The organism is Ligilactobacillus sp. JN-6 (Y).1, assembly GCF_058111525.1.
Genome location: NZ_CM176599.1, coordinates 1,624,377 through 1,645,271, shown reverse-complemented (window position 1 = coordinate 1,645,271; position 20,895 = coordinate 1,624,377). Strand labels below are relative to the sequence as shown.

Below are 20,895 nucleotides of genomic sequence, written 5' to 3'. Positions count from 1 at the left end.
GCTATGCAAAAATATTCGAATGCTTATACTAGGTCGTTTGTAGGTAGCGTTTCTTTGCTTTTATTCATTTTATTGTCAATTTTTGTAGAACATCATGCAGCTTTCATCGTAGCTGCAGATCAAGGAACGATCAACCTGTTACGCCCGCTGGTAGGTTTGACGACTACTAAAATCATTAGTGGTATTTCAAATTTAGCCAGCCCTGTGATGATGACGATTTACGCTTTGATCATCGCAGTATATCTAGGGCATAAGCAGCAATTCCGTACAGGACTGAACTTCTTAGTCTTGTTTAGTGCACTTAATTTGTTGAACCATCTTGTCAAATCGTTGATCGAACGTCCACGTCCGTTACACCGCCTGATCTCGGTCGGCGGTTTCAGTTTTCCGAGCGGACATACATTTGCCACCATCATTTTAGTATATTCTCTGCTAGCGCTGGCGAAGAGATTTGACTTCTCCCATATGCGACAAATCATTATGATCGTTAGCGGATGGTTATTAATTGTTTTGATCGCTTTCACTCGGGTATACTTGCACGCGCATTTTCTCAGTGATACTATTGGCAGTTTATTTCTAGCAACAGCTAGTTGGCAATTATTCACCGTAGTCAGCGAGTTCAACAGAAAACGCAAAAAAACATAGAGTCTTAGTTTAAAAAATACCAGAAAAGTTAGTCTGAGAGACTTTCCTGGTATTTTTCTTGCAATGATCTTTCAAGCTTTCCAGCCATGAACTTTATAAGGTCATGTTTGCGAGATCCGTGTCCTAACCGCTATGTTCCACCCTGTTTTGTAGCCAATTTGCAAACAATTGCGGCCAAATCTCAACTGCATGCGATCTGTGTTCACTATCGTAGGGTGCTGTTTCCTCAGTAGCTAGGCTCATGCCATGCGCACCATGCGAAAAAATATGCAATTCACAATTAATGCCGACCCTTTTCAAAGCTTTCACATATAACAAAGTATTTTCGACAGGAACTGAGGCATCATCATAAATAGTCCAAATAAAGGCCGGCGGAGTCTGTTCTGTAACTTGCTTTTCCAGAGAAAGGTCATTTAAGGTTTCTTCAGAAGCATTTTCACCTAATAAAGCCTTAAACGAATCCTCATGGGCAAAAGCTCCGGTCGTGATCACCGGATACGCAAGTGCCAGAGCATTGGGCTTAATTTCTTCCGCGACAAAACCAGCAGAGGTCAATACGTCCTGGTCCCATTTCGTTGCTAAACTAGCTGCCAAATGTCCACCCGCTGAAAAGCCAAGGACAATGATCTCTTGTGGATCCACGTTAAAATCAACTGCTTTATCCCGGATCAACTTAACTGCTGTTGCCAACTCAAATAAAGCTGTAGGATAATGAGCCGGCGCACACGAATACCGAAGTACAAAGGCTTGACAGCCTATTGAATTCATCTTAATAGCAACGGGTTCAGCTTCCTTATCAGAAGTAAAACGATATCCTCCCCCTGGACAGATCAAAACAGCAGGTCTAGTCCTGTCTGCATCGACTTCCGCACTATTATCCAAGATGTAGCCTGTCAAAGTAGCTTCGTTTGAGAATGAAGTCGAAATTTTTTCAGTAAAGTATTTCAATTTTGCTCCTCCTTACATTACACAAAATAGACATCCCTATTCGCAAAACTCAGAGACCTTCTTTATTTCTAACACCCAGTATATCAATATCAAATGACTTTTAAAAGAAAGCAAAAAAATAGACCATCTGTCCAGATAGTCTTTCAGTTAATCAAATTAAATAGGTACGACCAATGATAAAACAGCCACAGCGATCAAACCAACTACGACCGCTAAACCCATCGACCGTGAAAAATAAGCTACAGCCATGACTATCACAGATGCAATGATTTTTGCAACACTGTCAAAACCGATAAATTCATATGTTTCAGTGTTCATAAACACATCTTTTACTACCAACGCCGTAAACAAAGAAACGGGCACGTACTTCATCCACTCATTAAACCAATTTGGGATCTGCCTACTAGCGAAGATCTTCATTGGAAAATAACGCGGCACAAAAGCAACTAACATTGATAGCATGATCAAGATGAAATGATCTAAATTAGTAGTTACACTCATAATCTATTCTCCCGATTTGCTAATTTCCTTGCGCTTACCACTCAGCTTTATTTTCTTCAATAAAAAGCCTCTGTTTTTAACTTTCTTTAATAAACGATCTTCTAATGCAAAACCGATCAAGGAAGCGAGTAAAGTTGCAACAACCAGCCCCATTGTACTCTTTAACCACATCATAGATAAAACAGCAAGTATGCCAGAAACGATACTTATCAAAATGGTCAAACGATTTTTGATCTGCATTACGATCATATAAATAAATAAAGCAGTGAGTGCATAATCAACGATAGTTAAATTAACAGAAATAAAACCTCCTGCAAAACTACCGATCAAATTAGACACCGTCCAAAAAAATAACGAAAGGTGTTCAACTAATAAAGCATTTTGTGGCGACCATGTCTTATCGGTCGCAAACTTCAAATAATTTACCGCATAATTTTCATCGTTCATCGACGCTGCAAATGTCAGCAAGAACTTTTTGCTCGTTCCACGAACATATTGAGATAAACTCGACCCCAACAATGCATATCTCATCTCCAAAAACAATAACATTAACAAAATAGTTTGCATTGGAGCATGAATCGTCAACATGGAAGCGATCATAAATTGAGCCCCACCAGAAAAGACTAGTAAGGAAACCAAAGCTGTCATTAAAAAGTTAAAACCAGCCGCATGTAACAAAACACCGCATGCCAGACCGATCGGTATGTAACTCAGGCAAAGCGGTAAAGCGATCTGGAAAACTTCCTTACGACGTGTATCGGATTTTTTCACAGGTATGCCTCCAAAAATTCCAAATATAAAGTTTCACCGTAAATTATAACATATGAACATAAGCTATTTGCAACTTTTTTTCAGCTAATACTTCTGTTTTATAGTAATATCCATTATTTTCTATCACTTGCTTTCAGTGGGCATAAGCTATACCTAATTAAAAAAACTGTATCTTTATAAATCAAAAGATACAGTCAAAGAAGTTTAAAATATGCTCTTGATAGCACGCCAGCCGTTTACAAAAATATTGGCCTTCTTATCAGCCTGACTAGCAACAGCTTGTGTTTTAAACGCATTATTACCATCGACAAATGGCGTTTGCTGACCCTTAACACTTAATTCATAAGTGCCAACTTTTTGTCCTTTCTTGATCGGTGCTTCCAGGCCGTCTTTTTTATACAATTTTTTATTTCCTACAACTTTACCAGTTATTGAATCAGCATCTTTCCCTTTTTCCAACCAAACATGTGTACCACTACCAGTCTTAGTTTGAACGGTTAGATCTTTGCCATGATATACCGGTAATGTGAGTTCTTTTTAAAATTCAAGCCTGATTTAATGTTAGTATATTTATAGTTATTATAAACATAAGACATTATTTTTTGAGTCTCTTCAAAACGCGCGGTATCTGCATCGTTCTTGTGTCGAGCTCCCATTACGATTGTGATAACTCGGTGCCCATCTTTATGGACCGTAGCAGCAAAGTTAGCTCCAGCTGAATCAGATGTCCCCGTTTTAAGTCCATCCACAGGTAATGCCGAATAAGATTTAGCCAAGCCCTTGAGCATCCAATTCCAATTTGGCATGTCGGTTTTAGTATCCCCGTTATCAAATTTAGCTTCTTTGATACGCGTCGTCTTTAACACTTCAGGATGATCTGTTAACAGTTTTTTGGAGAGAAGTGCCATATCATTCGCAGACATTTTATTAGTAGCTGAATCTGGGGCGCCTTTGTACTTATCTTGCTTCACATCACCGTTATTTAAGCCATTTGCAGTATAAAATTCTGCGTCCTTGATACCCATTTTTTTAGCCTCAGAACGCATCATGTCAACAAATTTCTGCTGGTTGCCGCCTATTTGATCAGCCAAGGCCATTGCAGCACCATTCGCCGAATAAATAACAGTTGCCCGATAGAGATCACGTACTGTATATTTATGACCAGCCTTTAGTGGGACATTAGAGTAATTTGTGTTTTGACTGACCTTAACCGCGCCTTCTGAAGGAGATATCTTTTGATCCCAGTTCAATTTCTTATTTTTGATCGCATCTAAGACTAAATAAATCGTCATCAACTTACTCATTGAAGCTGTTTCCCGTTTTTGGTCAGCATTTTTAGCGTACAGCACCTGGCCAGTCTTAGCATCGATCACAATAGCCGACTTTGCCTTGACGTTCACATCTGCAGTCTTTAAGTTGTCCACTGTATTGGCAGAAACTTGGTTGACCGGATTTGTTGCAGTACTTGTAAACAGACCTGCACCAAAAAGCACAAAGCCAGTAACAATACCAGCCACACATTTTTGTAATTGACTAAAAGTTTTCATAATTCAAATGGTCCCTCTCGCTTATATTATTATTTTTAAATTTCAGATACTTATTAACTTTGACACAAAGTCTGTAAGATTGCAACAGTGAATGAAAACTTAGCATTAGACAACACAATTTTTAAGTCATAGCAAGGATCTACCTATATGATTTGCCGACAAGCTTGCACACCAAACAAATCAGCAGGTATCTATAAAAACCTGCTGATTTGGCCTTTTGTGAAAAGCGTACAAAGAAAAATAGCGGATAACCTACCCTATTTACCTTGTCCGTTTTTTTGTCTTGTTTCTGACGCCTTTAAAACATCACTATGTTTAACTGGAAAACGCATAATAAATTTTGTGATTTTTTCATCCGAAGAGGCATAAATGTAACCATGATGAAGCTCGACTATCCCCAGCGCGATCGCCAAACCTAAACCAGTACCTCCTGTTTCTTTAGAACGCGAACCTTCGACCCGATAAAAGCGTTCGAAGATCTGTCCAAGATCACTTTGGGGGATCGGCTCACCATCATTAGCCACCACAGCTTCAACTTCACGATTAGAGATTTTTCTGGCAGATAAATAAATGTTTTTACCACCATGTCCATACTTCAAGGCGTTTGAAACAAGGTTATTGAAAACTCTTGCCAGCTTTTCAGGATCAGCTTCGATCATTAATGCTTTATCACTAACGTCGACCGTGACCTGCATGTCTTTTTTTGAAGCTTCCAGTTCAAAACTTGCACCTAGTTGTTCAAGCATCGCATTCAGATCGATCTGCACTGTTTCAAGTTTAGCGTCTGTTTGCCGCACTTTAGTATATTCAAATAGATCATCCACTAAAGATTTCATTTGTTTTGACTTTAAAAACGCCGTGTGTGTATATTTCAACAGATCTTCTTCATGTTGATACTGTTTATCCTCGATCAACCCCAGATAACCAATAATCGAAGTCAAAGGTGTCCTAATATCATGACTGACATTAGTGATCAATTCATCCTTAGAGCGTTCGATCGATCGCTCTTCTTCCAAAGAGCTGATCGTACTATCGACCAATGCATTAACACTTTCAACGACGCGTTGCATTTGTCCGGACAAAGTAAACGGGATGCGATGATCGAAATGACCAGATGCAATATAATGCAACTCAACGATAACGTGTCGTAATTGCATCTGACGATATCTTCTGATCAAACGCCAATACAAAACAAAGGCATCAACGATCAGCATTAGCAAAGTAAACGCCCAACCCCAACTCCAAAATTGGATATGCTGCGGTCCAAAAGAAAGTGACATTTTAATTTGAAAGATACCATTTTCGATACCGGGGTTAGTAGCGATCAACTGATCCACGATCAGAAAAATCGACATATTCAACAAAAGTAACAAAATGATGGTTACGATCGCTTCACCAAAAAGTTCACTTTTCTCTCTACCAGTTAACTGAAATTTCAAATACAGTCACTCTCCCAGTAATTAGCGTGTTTCAACTTTATAACCAACACCCCAAACGGTTTGAACGACTTTTTCTCCACCAGTAGCTTCTTCGATCTTGTCACGCAAATGACTGACATGGACCATTACTGTTTTGGCAGAAACAACTGACTCTTGCTTCCAAACGCGCTCAAAGATCTCATCTGCTGAAAAGACACGATTAGGATGACTAGCCAACAGATACAATATCCCGAACTCTAAAGCCGTTAATTGCACTTCTGTCCCGTCGACCGTTATTACTTCGTGCGAGTCTTTTTTAATGATCAATGGACCGACCTCCAGTTGATCGGGCTCTTCATTTTGAACTTGATGTTGAGAACGACGAAGCAAAGACTTGACTCGTGCCATGACCTCCAAAGGATTAAATGGTTTTGTAACATAGTCGTCAGCGCCTTGGATCAGCCCATGGATCTTATCAATATCATCAGTCTTAGCCGACAGCATCAAGATCGGGATCTGTGAATCACGGCGAACTTCTTTAACTACCTCCAAACCATCAACTTGCGGCATCATAATGTCCAAGATCATCAGCCCAATATCAGTATTCGTATTCAGCTTAGTCAAAGCTTCCTTGCCCCCAAAGGCTTTCTCAACTTCATAACCTTCGTTTTGAATGTAAATACTTAATAATTCAACAATATCCTTATCATCATCAACAACTAAAATTTTCATGTTTTTTCTCCTTGTTATTAGCTGGTTATCCTAAAAGTGAGAACACCTGTCCAATAATAACTTTTTCTCTATGGTCTGCCTATTTAAGAAAGCATAGTAACTTTCAGCATTCCACCGGTTTTCAAACCTTTTCTTTTACGCTCAGTGTCCTTAAGGAAACCAAATTTTTATTTCATTTATAGTATTATCATTTACAGTTATTATTTATACATTATTGTACCAAATTTTACATCTATCGTACCTAAAGAATTCATTAAATTCACTCGAAACTAGTATTTAACAATTAAATTTATGTGTTTTTAACCACAACAATTGAATGATTAGTTTAACATTTCAGCGGAAATGAAGACAAAGAAAAAGTCCCAAACCAAAGGGACTTTTTCATTAAACAAAATTTATTGCCTTAAAAATCATTCGACACTGAAAACTTGGTCTTTAATAAAATCAAATGGCTGATGGTGCACATTTAGTTGCGAAACTATGGTTAAGCTAGCGGTCTGCCAAAAAAGGGACGAATTTGTTGCTCCATTTCTTTCTCCAATAACCAAAAACTCCCCCGACCAGTTGACGTTCCGCAAAAACTGTAAAATACCATGGTCGATCGTCGCCCCATCAGGCGCCCATTCCATAATTATTACATCAACATCTTTGTAATATCTTTCAACAGCGGCCAAAGCATCCAAATGTTTAACCGTTGTCCAAGGGGATGGTTTTGTTATATCTTGTCCATGCCAGTCCAAATTATCAGTTGCGATAACATTTTCTAATTTACTAGCCAAAATACCGTTTCCAGCCATCACTTGAAGGGTTGACCGTCCATTTAGGTATTCTTGTAAATCGTTGACCCAAGTAATTGAAAAAATGTGCCAGATACCAAAATTTTGGATCACACACTGCCGTATATCATTTAAAGAATTTTCCATCTCTAAAACGTCTGCATGATGATCAAGCAGTGCAAAAATAGCTCCTTCTGATAATTCTAGTTTTGGTAGAGGATACTCCGGCAAAGATCTATCCCGAAAGGCTTTAACTGTTTGGCTCACAGCTTGCAGCCTCTTTTGCACTGGAAAAATCCCACAGTACTCTTTTTCATATTCCGCTATTGTTGCCAAATACTTTTTGATCTCCAACTCTTTTTGCATTATGAGCGACCATGTCTGAATGAAAATTCCGTATCGGTACTCAGTGGGCGATCCTGTGCGTTTTCTGTAAAGTTTAATTGTAATGCCTGATGGGAATAATGCTTGTATAAAGCAGAATATCTGCCAAAATAGCCAGCCTTCCACGGTTTTTCACGCCCACAAAAATGTAAGATGGCTGTATGTTCCATCACCCAATTCAAATCCCACTCACCCATACTTAACATTTCATATGTCCGATTCTTGCGGGCATCAAAATTCCAGATCTCATCTGGCAATTGTTTGATCTGATGACCATACAAGCCATTCAAAATATCTTGATCGGGCAGTAACAGATTAAACTTATTCTTCTCAATAAATTCGAAGACATCTCCGGGATCAACGACCCGGCGGATCTTGCGTAAGTTCATCAACAAGACACCAGAATTATAATAAGCATCAGCATCCTCATTTTTCAAACGCACCCTATTCACTACTTCGGTCACATTAGTTAAACGGCTATGGCTGCATGCTCCATATAAATATTCACTAATGTCCATATTATACAAGGGTGTGATGTCGTTGATACACAACAGATCAGCATCCAAATATAATATCTTATCAATGTCTGCTGGCAAATACTTATGGGCTAAAAGACGATAGTATATCGTGTGTGGATAGCGATCAGTGATCCGCGCATTCGCAAATTCATTACCATCTACAATTATCGGACAATATTCAACTTGGTTCTCTTGACAGAATTGGTTGATTTCAAAAGTCTTTTCCAACTCTTTTTCTTGAATCACAAACATTTTAATGTGCGAAACGCGAGAATTCTGCAAGATGGAATAAACAACAGTCAACATCTGATCAACAAATCCATCATTCACCGCAAACAATAAATTCATGTCTTGAACCCCATTTTGTTTATTATTCTTATAAATCAAACTTCGCAAACATTATATCATATTTATTGTGCTCCGTGCGGCTGAAGTCTTCTTTCGATCCATCCCAGTACAGAATCAGCAATGATCGCCATAAGTGCAGTCGGTAATGCACCAGCCAAAATGATCGCTCCACCGTTAGTAGCATTGGTCCCGCGGATAATAATGTCACCCAGTCCGCCAGCACCAACAAAGGCACCAATAGCGACATTCCCAATAGCGACGACCAAAGCATTTCTGACACCTGCCATGATCACAGAAACCGCCAAAGGCAACTCAACTAAAAATAACTGTTGCATTTGGGTCATTCCCATTCCCTGAGCAGTATCGAGTACATCGTTACTAACACTGATCATACCAGTATAAGTGTTTTTTACGATCGGCAGTAAAGAATATAGGAATACTGTCACGATCACAGTATTTACGCCCAAACCCAATGCAAGCATCAAGATCGACAACATGGCCAATGATGGGATCGTTTGGATCACATTGGCAGCTCCGATCGTAAATGAACTGAGCTTATGATGACGTGCAATAAATATTCCCAATGGTATCCCAACTATCGCAGCGAACAAAACACCATATACAGCGATCAAAAAATGTCGACTAAATTGTTCGAGCACGTATGAGCCATTATGGACCATATAATACCAAAATTGTTGCCATAATCCCATGTTACTCATTATTGATCAGCTCCTCTAAAGTAATTATTCTTTTCTAGAAATTGTCGTGCTGCAACAGACGGCTCTAATAAGTTATTGTCTACCTGGTAGTTCAAAGTTTGCATTTGCTTTAAATCGATTTTTCCGTCCAACCGGTGCAACAATTTACGCAGATCTGGATGGGCTTTTAAAAACTTGCCATTAACCACCAGTGAGCAGTCATAAGGTGGAAAGAAATGTTTATCATCATTTAAGACTTTCAGATTGTAACTCTTGATCCGTCCATCCGTTGAATAACCTAACACAGCATTCATCTTTCCTTGTTCAACGGCACTATAAACTAATCCGAGCTGCATTGGATAAACTCTTTGGAAGTCAAATCCATATGCTTGAGAAAATTCCTTATAACCGTCACCTTTACGGTTCATCCACGAACTGTCGACTCCGGCTTTCATTTGCTTAGCGTGATTTTGCATGTCAGAAACATTATTTAAATTATATTTTTTGGCTGTTGCTTGAGTCACCATAAAAGCATAGGTATCAGCAAATCCCATCGAAGGATAACGGATTTGACCATAACGTTTCTTTAATTGGGAGTTAACAATATGAGTTGCTTTTTTAGGATCTTTTTCAGGCGGCAATTGCAAAGTCCCCGTTAGATCTGTCCCTGTATAACTTGTAGCCATTACATCAGCATCATTACGTTGTAAGGCTGCTTGCGACACAGACGACGAACCCAAGTTATTGACTAAAGAAGTCTTATAGTTAGTTTCATGCGTGATCAATTCTGAAATTATATTTGCGATGATCTGTGATTCTGTAGAAGTAACTGAAGCGATCCTGACAGTTTTATCGGAAGCCCCGGTCCCGCTCAGCCCGGGAAAAGAACATCCGCCAACCAAGACCAACAAAGCACACAGACCCAAAACAATTGATTTTTTAAATCTATGGGTAAAATCTCTTAACATAAGTGACCCTCCTATCGCTGTGAGATCGGAGTTAGATGATACTCCAATTTGCCTAGCAGGAAGTCGACAACTAATGCCAGTATTGTAACCGGGATCGTACCGCCAATGATCAAGTCTGGTTGATAAAGATTCAGACCATTAAAGATAAAATCCCCTAAGCCGCCAGCACCAATATAAGATGCCAGGGTAGCCCAAGCAATAACGTAAACTGCCGATAAACGAATACCTGCCATAATAACCTGCATTGCCATTGGTAATTCAACTTGCATGATCGATTGCATGGTCGTCATGCCCATCCCTCTGGCACTATCTTTAAGGGTCGGGTCAACGTCGTTCATGCCGATATAAGTATTACGTAGGATCGGCAATAAAGAGTAAATAAACAACGCCACTATTGCAGGGACTTTCCCGATCCCAAAAATCGGGATCATTAACGCCAACAAAGCAAGTGAAGGTACTGTTTGCAACATACTGGCGACCCCAACGACGATTTTTGCCGTTTTAGGAAGCCGCGTCAAAATAATTCCGATCGGAACAGCAGCAACAACGCCTAAGAATAAAGCGAACGCTGAAATATATAACTGCTCCCAAGTCTTTGTGACTAACTCGCCACCATATTGGTTTAAAAAGGCCATCATTGTCATCACTCTCCCTTGACTGCTGAAGCGTCATTGTCGTGATCACTATTTTCCTGGCTTTCATCAGGCCCATCAACCAACTGGTCGTTCGCAGTATCGCCCCAGATCGTATCATAAACAACGTCGACCATCGTCGTCCGCGTTACGATGCCAAGAAGTTTATTATCTTTAGCGACCACTGGTAAATATTTGAAATCACGGTTCAACATTTTCCGGACAGTTTTTCTGACCAAAGTATCACTTTGAAGTGTCGGCATATCTGTACTCATCAGGTCCGACACACTAGTTGCACTCTTGTAGTGAGATGTAATAGTGTCGATGTCAACATATCCTTTGAAATAATTATCATTGTCTACAACAAGCAAAGTATCCACTCTTCGCTGCCGCATGAGTTTAATAGCTTCTGAGACTGAACGCTCTAAAGTGATCTTGACCGGATCTTTCTGCATAATTTGATCAACAGTCGATAATTCAGCCCGAGCTTGACTTAAGCGTTCTTCACCCACAAGGTTTTTGACAAAATCGGTTGCCGGGTGCTGTAATATCTCATCAGGAGAATCACTTTGCACTATATGCCCTTTATCTAGGATCACGACCTTAGTCGCAAGTCTAAGAGCTTCATCAATATCATGCGTTACAAAAACGATCGTCTTTTTCAAACGTTTCTGCAGGTCGCTGACCAGATCTTGTAACGATTCACGAGTAAGTGGATCCAAGGCACCAAATGGTTCGTCCATCAAGATCAGATCTTGGTTAGCAGCTAAAGCCCTGATAACACCCACACGTTGTTGCTGCCCACCTGAAAGTTGTGATGGATAGCGATCGAGAAACTCCTGCGGAAGTTCAACTTCCTTACATAACCTTTCGGCCTGCTCTCTTTTCTTTTTCTCTGGCCATTTCAATAAACGAGGGACAAGTGTGATATTATCGTAGATCGACATATGCGGCATCAACCCGATGTTTTGGATCACATAACCGATCTGACGCCGTAAAGCAACTGGGTCAGATTGCTTGATATCTTGCCCGTTAAATAATATCTCTCCTGAAGTTGCATCGTGCATTCGATTGATCATCCGCATAAGCGTGGTCTTACCCGAGCCGGAAGTTCCGATCAAACAGACAAATTCACCTTTGTCGATCGTAAGGTTAACACCTTCAACACCCATGCTTCCGCCTCGATAAACCTTTTTAACATCCTTAAAGGATAAAATAGGTTCTTCCATTACTTCTCCTCCTAACTTGTAATCGTGCTCACTAGAACAATATCATAAAACTCTCATTTTTTTAAATAATATGAATTTAGTTATGATTTTAGAAAACCCACATGGCACCCATTTTGCCGTTTTCATCCAGCAGTTTTCATAACGTTTAGCTTATAATTTAAATATGCTGATACGCCTTTTTATTATGTGATGTTTTTCACTATCAGAGCAATATAAATATTTTTCTCTTCCACTCACTCGTTAAATCCCACTTTTTTTAATACAATTTTTTTGGTATACAATGCTTAGTTAAACACCTAGTTATTTATTAAGAAAGCAGATCGATATTTTCAGGCAAAAAAAATATCAAGTATTTACACTCAAAATTTGCGGAGAAATTAGAAAGAAAAAAATTCACTTATAAAGAACATCAACATTTTATTTTATCTATCTTTATGCTTATTAGTTTTATCTTCTTAAATAAAAGAGGGTGATGAAAATACTACGTTTAACTTTTTATTTCATTTTGTGTAATGACTTGGAAAAATTTCCACAAAAAAAGAGCAAAAATTAATTGCCCTTTTCAAACACATATTCATATAACTTCTAACTATTTTGCAGCTCCATTAATATCAAGATGTTCCTCATAGTTCTCGATCAAAATCGTCAGGAGGCTCCTCCAACATTCTGTCAAAATACCCGTCCGCGTAATAGTCTTCTGGTCCAGGCGTTGGACCGCCACCGCCATCTTTTCCATGCTTTATAAGAAATTCAACCAACTTAAAGAATAAATATAGTCCAAAAATCACTCCTGGCCAAAAAAGAAGCTCAGGCCATCCTTTTTTCTGGGGTGCCTTCTTAGCAGTCGCACTATATTTTAGTGTTTTTCTGCTGATCCGCTGAGTTAACCTTACTAGAGTAGCAGGATTTTGTTTCCTTAAACCATGCTTCAAACCGAAAACAGTCTGTTTCCAGATCCTATCGATAAAGTAAGGCGACATATAATTACTAGGTTGAAAACTGACTTCGCCTGTGGACCGAAAATATACTAAAAGGTTACTGGTCTTGTAATAAGGAACTCCTGCATCGGGATCCATACTAAAACTGGACGAATGTTCGTACAACTCATCAAGAGCTTCCATAGCCACCGTCTGATTACCTACGCCTTCGCGCGAATCTTCCATTCCAGGTCCTTGATAATCAAGCGGAACGTGATCTAAGATAACAACTTTCAAAGACTGAGGCTGCTTTTGTTTTTCAAGTTGCTTGTTTATTTGAGAAATTTCATTAACTTGGTCTTGATCTAAAAACTCACTTTCCTGGTACAGATCATCACCGCCTAAACTGTGCGGAAAAGATGAAGCTTGGACTGATCCGCCAATAAAAAGAGAACATGAAACAGCGACCGAAAAAATAAACCAGTTGAAAATTGAATCATTATCCTTTACCTTAATTGTTAATCCCCCCATTTATTTTTCCACCCTCAAAGACATGATACATGATATAAAGTTTGCACTTTAAACGTCGCAGCTTGCCATAATTAGGTTCGCCACCCCAGCAACATTCCTATGGCCTTACAAGCTCAGTCTCACCGTTTTACTACAACCCCTCTACATTAAATATTATCATAAGTTTAATGCCAAAATACGCCATTTTAAAAAATACTGTCCTTTTAACTTTTACAACTCACTCCAAACAAAAAAGAGGAGCACCTCCCCTTTTTTGAAGTTGATTTTACGCTGACAAAGCCAAACTGATATTCTTGATCTTCTCACCTAGTAATTTGCAGCCCTTTTCGATCTGTTCTTCTGTGACCCCCGTAAAGTTTAATCGCATTTGATTGGCTTGATGACTGGTCTCATACAGTTGGGAACTTTCAATAAATGTTACAGGGCTGCCAGCCTGCAGTATTTTTTTAGCGGAAATATTGTACGGCAATGTTACCCAAATAAAGAAACCTCCATCCGGTCTTGAAAAACTGCACCCTTGAGGTAAATATTTAGCTAAGGCTTTTTGCATCGCCTCATTACGTTTACCGTAAACCTCGCGGATCTGGTCAATATGTTTTTGAATATCATTTTCATCTAAATACTGATCTATCATTTGTAAAACTACATTTGACGGCTGAAAATCTGTAGCCGAGCGCAACCCCGTGATAAGCTGTAGAAACTGCGGATCAGCGACCATCCAGCCAACACGCAAGGCCGGTGATAAAATTTTAGAAAAGCTACCAAGTAATACAACATTCCCAGTCTGATCAAAAGTTTTGATAGGCGGCAAACTTTCACCGCGATAGCGTAAATCACGATATGGATCATCTTCAATGACCAAAAAGTTATATTTTTGAGCTAGCTGTGCAATTCGTTTTCTTTTTTCAAGTGACATACAAACGCCGGTCGGATTCTGAAAAGTAGGTATAGTGTAAACCAATTTGACCGGATGGTGACTAACGATCTCCTCTAATTGATCCAGGTCTGGACCATCATTTTGCATTTGCATTTCATAAAAAGTTGGCTTCCGAGTTTCAAATGCTTGTAAAGCGCCAATGTAACTTGGTCCCTCCACAACAACACCATCGCCAACATCCAAGAAGAGATCTGCCAAAAGACTAATACCTTGCTGTGCTCCTTGGGTTAAAAATAAGTTGTTTTCATCTATACCAGCCACACCAGACCGAGAAACTAACTCAGCTATTTTTTTACGAAGCGGAGCATATCCATCAACGGACGCGTATTGATATAGATTCAAATCGTTTCTTTGAGATCTATGTACAAACGCTTTTTCTAATTGTTCTTTTGGAAAAAGTTCTTTTGCCGGATATCCTGCAGCAAATGAGATCACCTGCTGATTGTTACTAAGTGCTAATAGCTCATCCATTGCCGAAGGATCCTGGGAGATCCGTTGTGATATTTTTGGCAACATATTGATTCCTCCTCGTATTTTCTTAAATTTATAAGTTATGTTAAGGATACTATTAACTCTCAGTTTAGTAAAATTCAACATATTCAGTTAAAGATGAATAAAATTCACTTTTAAAAATAAAACCCGCCTAGCTTTGCCACATCCCTCAAAGCATCTCTTCAACATAAAAAGACTTCCAACAAGTATTTAAAAAAATACCATTGGAAGTCTTAATAAAATTAGGCTTCGGCTGAAAGATCTTCAACATTGACCATACCAGTCAGTTCACCACTGTTACTGCCGCGAAGGCTTAACATTTTGTTTGTCGGATTCTCTACCAAACGCATCTGCGGATCCAAATACATTTCACTGTAACCCTTATATCTAAAGTCACCAATATTAGAATCCAATGACTTATCATAATCTTTTTTCTCGGCGCCTTGATCAACAGCAATTACCCTGAATGTAGAATCTAAAGAACATGTTCCAACGTTAGATAATGAGCCAACACCGTCATCAAAGTCTAACAAGAGATCCTTACCTTCATCAAGATACTTTTGTAATTTTTCTTGTGCCTGTGGTTCCACTGTTAAATACATACCTATCTCTCCCTCCTCTTCAAGCTTACACACTTTATTTTACTAATTTTTTGTAAGTATGCAAGTTAAGTGCTTGGTCTTATTTTTACAGTTCACCGTCAGCGATCGCATCTAAGGTCGGTCTTGAAGGAATGAAAAATAGCTGACCCGTTAAAATTGTAGAAAATGTTAGTAAAAAGTCCGATGTGTCCACCATCTGCTGACACATCTGCTTTGTAACCTCCCAGTGACGAGCATAACCAATAAAATAGGTACCTGTCTTGCCGGAGGCTGGGTCTGAAAAAGGCACATTCATCCGCACAATTTTTTGTTCCTCACCGTTAATTTCAATATTTGAACTGACATTGTGCGCATTTTCCATTTTATCGTCATCTTCCAACTCAAGGTCAGTAAATTTTTCTCTCCCAACAGCTCTTTCTTGTTGTTCAGTTTTCATCTTGTTCCAGAAATCCATATCATGCAGCCATTTTTGTGCAAAAGCATAGGAGCCATTAATGTAATCTGCATCTTCATTACCAACCAAAGCATAATCTGCCGCGTCATCGATCTGAGGTGCTTCTGTCCCGTCAACAAAACCAATGATCGACCGTCCTTCAAAGTAACGAAATCCCTTTGTTTCGTCTTGTACTTCTGCGATCTCATTCAAAAAACGCATAAATTGAGTTTGTGCCTCATAGACGACGGCTTCATTATTCGCACGCAAGTGAAAGAACAAATCTCCACCAGTCCCAGGCATACTATACTGTGGTCCCTTGAGACCAGCGAAGTTCTCAAGTTCCTTAGGCTTCGGTGCATCTGGAAATAAATACTCGAATGCATCGCTGCTAAAGCCAAAACTAGACTTTAAGGATGACTCTCCCGTTTTAGGATCTGCATCTCTGATCCGTAAAGAACGTAAAATTGCCTGGTAGCGATCAGCGAATTCCTGAATAGCTTCCTGATCACTGGATCGATCTTGGCGCTTTAATTTCAAAACCGTAAATTGAACATGCTCACCGACATCCTTCCAGACATCTTGTGCTTGACTAGCATCCATTCTCATTTCTCGAACCCCCTGAAATTTAGAACTACGTATATGTAACATAAGTAAAGATATCATTTTTACTGACGACAACTCAAGCAATTTCATTTATCTCTTTTATTCCAAAATAAAAAGCCTCCTTAGCACTGTTAAAATACTAAGAAGACCAAATGTGTTATTAAAAATCAAAAACGCTGTAGCGCGCCCGTTCTGGCTGAACATCGATCGTTGTTTCATCGATCTCCGGCCGCAACTTCAACATCACTTGCAAGCTTTTTTGTTCATCATCACTTAGAGCATGACGTGTCGGAATATTAACGATATTACGTCCGTTAGCTGAATACTCCAGAACGTTTTCTTCAACCTTAGGCGGCTCGGGCTTTTCCAAATATTTACCAATAACTGGATCTTCCGTCATATAAACACTCGTTAATAAAAACGTCGTCGATAAGCCCATTAGTAAGTTTTCCTCTAAGACGCCCTTTTCTTGTGCATCTCTTTTGGTATCACGATCAACGAGTTTGGTGACGATGCTTTCCAATCCAGATTCCTCTGCAAAAGCATAATCTCCCTCAGAAAAAGCAACTAATGGGTCATCCCCTAGATATATTATCAACGAATAAGGTGCGATGTTGCCATTAGTTTGCAACATTACGCTTCGCTGACCATGTGACTGTTTTAATTCTTCTAATAGCTCATCCTCAAAATCTTGAGCTAAAGTTGCATGGATCTCGGAGACCTGCAAAACCTTAGCCAAACCTGCGGCGTAATGTTTTTCAAACTGCTCAGCAAATTCGCGCATTGTGTCATTTTGAAGATCGAGCATATCTTGTTCAGTAAATTTTTCTGCCATGTTGGCCTCCCTCCATTTTCTATCTGGTCAAGCGTGAAAAGCTATTAAAAACTAATTTCAAAAACCTTTCCAATTGATTGTAGCTTAAATTTAAATAACACAAAAATTTTCAAACCAAATACTGGATCTGAAAACAAACATTTTAACTTTCTTAAAGGTTGCTATTGCACCTAGGTCATCCTTAGTTAAGCCCTTTTATTCACCGCGGTCAACATAAAATGCTGGGAAGCATAATTGTTCAGGAAGTACGGAAGAGTTCGCTTCTTGTAAAAGATACAAAATTGATCACCATTATCAAGCTGCAAAATAGGAAAATCTGGCGATAATCAAAGAGCGCAGCAATTGCCGAACCCATTAACGGACCAAACATATTTCCTAAAGACTGGAAACTCTGATTATACGAAAAAACAATACAGGTATTTTCTGGCGCTGTATTTTTGGTCAACAAAGTCTGCACAGACGGCAAAATAGCCGCGTCAGATACTCCTGTTAGTAACCTTAGAAACATCAACACGTAAACATTCTTCACGAAAAATGTGATCGCAAAAACAAGCATTGCAAAAACAAACCCGAAAACCAATATTTTGTGTGTGCCGATCTTATCACCTAAACGCCCAAAAAGTGGAGCTGCTATAACAGTTGAGATCCCTGGCATAGCAGCAACTGACCCAGCCACTATTGTGACTGACTGTCCTGGATCCGTTAACTCTTTGACAAACAAACTCAAGATCGGATTGATCGACATCGTTACTACCTGGACCAGCATCGTAGTCGTGATCAATAACAAAATCACCTTATCACTTCTGATATCTTTGAAGGTCAAGGAATCCCTTTGTTTGCCGCTCGGTTGTGTTTTCTCGACTGGTTTTTCTCGTACCAAGAAAAATGTTAACAAACAAACCACTAACATGATCACGCCTGTAATATGAAAAGAAGCTCGGTAAGAGAAAGCATCTGCCAAAAAGCCGCCCAGTAACGGTCCCAACAAATTACCTGCTGTAATACCAGTCACCAAAATACTTAGAGCATTCCCCGAATGCTGCCTAGGCGTTTGGGCCGCAACCAAAGCGTTCGAGTTCGAAACATAACCGCCAAAAGCCCCTTGTAAAGCACGAAGTATAAAAAGTTCCCAAACGTTAGTAACAAAGCCCATCAAAAAAAGACGATCCCCATTCCGAGTGAGGCACGGATCAACATCAATTTTCTGCCTTTTCGATCAGCAAGCTTCCCCCACAATGGAGAAACAAGCGCCATGACCAAAAAAGTTACAGCATAGACTATCCCGCTGTAAAAAGAGAGTTCATTCTTAGAAAAACCGTCTAATTCGTTAACAAAAAGCGAAAGAAATGGCATGATCTCGCTCATACCAACACCAGTCATGAACACGCCAAACCAGAGAACATAAAGGTTTTGCTTCCACAATGGTCGTTGCTTCTGTGATCCAAATTCCATTAAACTAACTTCCTAACTAACCAAAATACATATCCTAAAAAGTCCCAGACCATGATCATTTAACCATGATGTTTTAAAAAAACATCTGGACGTAAACTCGTAAAAGTTACGTCCAGCAAGTTAAAATATCTTTTCATTCTTCAATAAAGTTCTCTCTTACAACGTCCATGGCTGGTCAACTTCCGGTATATAACCCTGATCTTTATCCAGAAGCTGTATAAATTGTTTCGGATCTGCTTTGATCGCATCAAAAGTATTATAGTGGACTGGAACGACCGTCTTTGCTTGGAGTAATTTAGCGGCATACGCTGCGTCATCGCTTCCCATCGTAAAGTGATCACCAATCGGCAAAAATGCCAAGTCAACCGGCTGTTTGCGACCGACTAATTGCATATCAGAAAAGAGCCCTGTATCACCAGCAACATAAATCAACTTACCTTCGATCTTTAAAGCCAAGCCAGTTGCTACGCCTAAGGGCAGGTTGATACCATTCACAGGTATAGCAGTCGTATGCCAAGCAGGAGTGATCTTTACTTCACCAAAATCAAGTTTTTCTGTCCCACCAATATTAGGCCCATACGTTTTAAAACCCTTTTCCTCAAAATAACCAGCGAGATCAGTCATAGCAACAATGCTGGCACCAGAACGTTGTGCTATTTCTTCAGTGCTGCCAACATGATCCCCATGAGCATGTGTCAATAAAATATAATCCGGAGAAAAATCTTCAGCCTTGACCTCAGTAAACGGATTTCCATCGATAAACGGATCGATCAAAATTCGTTTACCTGCAGTTTGAATTTCAATAAAAGAATGTCCGTGCCAAATTATTTGCAATTTTATTCCTCCTCATAATTTTTATAAACATTATTAGCTTTTAACTAACTCAACGGCAATAACCTTTTTCGAATAAATATTTTACTCGCTAAGACCAATTTTTATCAAGTATTTGAACTGAAAGATCAATAACCTTGGCCTAAGTCGACAACATTTTCTACCGGAATGATCCTATCAGCTGTCATTTGTTGAATATTACGTACAGCTATCTGAACCACACGATGATTATACAAGGCTGTGTCCCCACCTGTATGTGGAGTAAGTAAAACATTATCTAATTTCCAGAATTGTGATGAAGTCGTCAAGGGCTCTTCCTTGAACACATCCATGATCGCTCCAGCAATTTGCCCATTTTGCAAAGCTTTCACCAGGTCATCTTCGTTATTAGTTTGGCCCCTGCCATAATTAATATAGACTGCCGAACTTTTCATTTGAAAGAAAAACTCACTGGCGATCACATCTTCAGTTTCATTCGTAACGGGTAAAGTATTTAAAATGAAATCAGCTTGACCCGCCACCTCGTTCATATCTGCCATCGAGTAAACTTTTTCAACATTAGGTGCCGGCTTGTCACTATGACGTACACCGCTAACACGCATCCCAAATGCCACAGCCAACTTAGCGACCTGTTGTCCGATATGCCCCACGCCTAACAGTAAAAGTTTCTTACCTGATAATTCTTGGTACTGCGAAGTTGGTAATTCATCCCACTTGTGATTGCTTTGTGCGGCAAAAGAATGTTGCAAGTGGCGATCCCAAGTGATCATTTCTCCTATGATCTGCTCTGCCAACCCGGGTACCATAGCCCCGGAAGCGTTCGTTAAATTGATCTTCTTTTCTTTAAAAAGCTGTTGGGGTAACTGATCAACACCTGCAGACCAGGCTTGGATCCACTTGACGGAATCATTATCTTTTAAAAGCTCAGTAACTTTATCATTATATCCCAAAATAGCGTCAACTCCCGCCAAACTGTCCTGATTTAATTCGTCAGCCGGCACATATGAATACTCAACAGTCCCTGTACTTTTTAACAATTCCTCATCTTCTGAGCTAAGTTTTTGCAAACTCAATATTTTCATTTTATCTACCTCTTTTTATTCGAGCTGCGCTCTGTTTTATTAGTCGAGCTACGCATGGCAGA

Annotated in this window: 20 protein-coding genes and 2 pseudogenes; 1 reads left to right on the top strand and 21 read right to left on the bottom strand. The window is 39.5% G+C overall.

Translation table 11 applies throughout. The features are described from left to right. Positions 1 to 3 precede the first annotated feature (3 nt). Positions 4 to 645, top strand: coding sequence for a phosphatase PAP2 family protein (locus AC3XNE_RS07560; RefSeq protein ID WP_489831490.1), 642 nt, complete (start codon positions 4 to 6; stop codon positions 643 to 645). Between the two features lie 123 nt (positions 646 to 768). Here AC3XNE_RS07560 and AC3XNE_RS07555 read toward each other — a convergent pair whose 3' ends face one another. The 21 genes and pseudogenes from AC3XNE_RS07555 to AC3XNE_RS07455 all read right to left on the bottom strand — a co-directional run bounded on the left by AC3XNE_RS07555 (position 769) and on the right by AC3XNE_RS07455 (position 20,833). Continuing rightward, entirely contained in the window at positions 769 to 1,593 is an 825-nt protein-coding gene (locus AC3XNE_RS07555) for an alpha/beta hydrolase (protein ID WP_489831489.1), read from the bottom strand. A 156-nt stretch (positions 1,594 to 1,749) separates the two neighbouring features. Continuing rightward, positions 1,750 to 2,094, bottom strand: a complete 345-nt coding sequence (locus AC3XNE_RS07550) for an AzlD domain-containing protein (RefSeq protein WP_489831488.1) — start codon at positions 2,092 to 2,094, stop codon at positions 1,750 to 1,752. Positions 2,095 to 2,097: 3 nt separating this feature from the next. After that, on the bottom strand, positions 2,098 to 2,865 hold the full coding sequence (locus tag AC3XNE_RS07545; RefSeq protein ID WP_489831486.1) for an AzlC family ABC transporter permease: 768 nt from the start codon (positions 2,863 to 2,865) through the stop codon (positions 2,098 to 2,100). 204 nt (positions 2,866 to 3,069) lie between these two features. After that, positions 3,070 to 3,333, bottom strand: a pseudogene (locus tag AC3XNE_RS07540) (serine hydrolase); the annotation flags it as partial. A 29-nt stretch (positions 3,334 to 3,362) separates the two neighbouring features. Continuing rightward, entirely contained in the window at positions 3,363 to 4,412 is a 1,050-nt protein-coding gene (locus AC3XNE_RS07535; protein ID WP_489831485.1) for a serine hydrolase, read from the bottom strand. A 257-nt stretch (positions 4,413 to 4,669) separates the two neighbouring features. After that, entirely contained in the window at positions 4,670 to 5,851 is a 1,182-nt protein-coding gene (locus AC3XNE_RS07530) for a sensor histidine kinase (RefSeq protein WP_489831484.1), read from the bottom strand. Positions 5,852 to 5,872: 21 nt separating this feature from the next. Next, positions 5,873 to 6,562 carry a response regulator transcription factor CroR gene (gene croR / locus AC3XNE_RS07525; RefSeq protein WP_489831483.1) on the bottom strand — a complete coding sequence of 230 codons (690 nt, stop codon included), beginning with the start codon at positions 6,560 to 6,562 and terminating at the stop codon, positions 5,873 to 5,875. 410 nt (positions 6,563 to 6,972) lie between these two features. Further along, on the bottom strand, positions 6,973 to 7,704 hold the full coding sequence (locus tag AC3XNE_RS07520) for an SAM-dependent methyltransferase (RefSeq protein WP_489831482.1): 732 nt from the start codon (positions 7,702 to 7,704) through the stop codon (positions 6,973 to 6,975). Further along, a complete protein-coding gene (locus AC3XNE_RS07515; protein WP_489831481.1) occupies positions 7,704 to 8,588 on the bottom strand; it encodes a glycosyltransferase family 8 protein in 885 nt (294 codons plus the stop codon). The genes AC3XNE_RS07520 and AC3XNE_RS07515 overlap by 1 nt, the downstream gene beginning before the upstream one ends. Before the next feature lie 62 nt (positions 8,589 to 8,650). Then, complete coding sequence (locus tag AC3XNE_RS07510; protein WP_489831480.1) at positions 8,651 to 9,307, bottom strand: ABC transporter permease; 657 nt, start codon at positions 9,305 to 9,307, stop codon at positions 8,651 to 8,653. After that, on the bottom strand, positions 9,307 to 10,254 hold the full coding sequence (locus AC3XNE_RS07505) for an osmoprotectant ABC transporter substrate-binding protein (protein WP_489831479.1): 948 nt from the start codon (positions 10,252 to 10,254) through the stop codon (positions 9,307 to 9,309). Before AC3XNE_RS07505 ends, AC3XNE_RS07510 begins: the two co-directional genes overlap by 1 nt. 11 nt (positions 10,255 to 10,265) lie before the next feature. Then, entirely contained in the window at positions 10,266 to 10,892 is a 627-nt protein-coding gene (locus AC3XNE_RS07500; RefSeq protein ID WP_489831478.1) for an ABC transporter permease, read from the bottom strand. A gap of 5 nt (positions 10,893 to 10,897) precedes the next feature. Next, a complete protein-coding gene (locus tag AC3XNE_RS07495; protein ID WP_489831477.1) occupies positions 10,898 to 12,115 on the bottom strand; it encodes a betaine/proline/choline family ABC transporter ATP-binding protein in 1,218 nt (405 codons plus the stop codon). Positions 12,116 to 12,738: 623 nt separating this feature from the next. Continuing rightward, entirely contained in the window at positions 12,739 to 13,563 is an 825-nt protein-coding gene (locus AC3XNE_RS07490) for a hypothetical protein (protein ID WP_489831476.1), read from the bottom strand. Between the two features lie 265 nt (positions 13,564 to 13,828). Next, positions 13,829 to 15,016, bottom strand: coding sequence for an aminotransferase-like domain-containing protein (locus AC3XNE_RS07485; RefSeq protein WP_489831475.1), 1,188 nt, complete (start codon positions 15,014 to 15,016; stop codon positions 13,829 to 13,831). A 218-nt stretch (positions 15,017 to 15,234) separates the two neighbouring features. Next, positions 15,235 to 15,594 carry an iron-sulfur cluster biosynthesis family protein gene (locus tag AC3XNE_RS07480; protein WP_489831474.1) on the bottom strand — a complete coding sequence of 120 codons (360 nt, stop codon included), beginning with the start codon at positions 15,592 to 15,594 and terminating at the stop codon, positions 15,235 to 15,237. 85 nt (positions 15,595 to 15,679) lie between these two features. Then, positions 15,680 to 16,636: a Dyp-type peroxidase gene (locus AC3XNE_RS07475; RefSeq protein WP_489831473.1), complete on the bottom strand. Its 957-nt coding sequence runs from the start codon at positions 16,634 to 16,636 to the stop codon at positions 15,680 to 15,682. A gap of 157 nt (positions 16,637 to 16,793) precedes the next feature. Continuing rightward, positions 16,794 to 17,468, bottom strand: a complete 675-nt coding sequence (locus tag AC3XNE_RS07470) for a hypothetical protein (protein WP_489831472.1) — start codon at positions 17,466 to 17,468, stop codon at positions 16,794 to 16,796. Positions 17,469 to 17,706: 238 nt separating this feature from the next. Next, positions 17,707 to 18,920 (bottom strand): annotated as a pseudogene (locus tag AC3XNE_RS07465) (MFS transporter). A 156-nt stretch (positions 18,921 to 19,076) separates the two neighbouring features. After that, complete coding sequence (locus tag AC3XNE_RS07460) at positions 19,077 to 19,754, bottom strand: metal-dependent hydrolase (protein WP_489831471.1); 678 nt, start codon at positions 19,752 to 19,754, stop codon at positions 19,077 to 19,079. A 125-nt stretch (positions 19,755 to 19,879) separates the two neighbouring features. Further along, on the bottom strand, positions 19,880 to 20,833 hold the full coding sequence (locus AC3XNE_RS07455) for a D-2-hydroxyacid dehydrogenase (protein ID WP_489831470.1): 954 nt from the start codon (positions 20,831 to 20,833) through the stop codon (positions 19,880 to 19,882). Between the last annotated feature and the right edge of the window lie 62 nt (positions 20,834 to 20,895).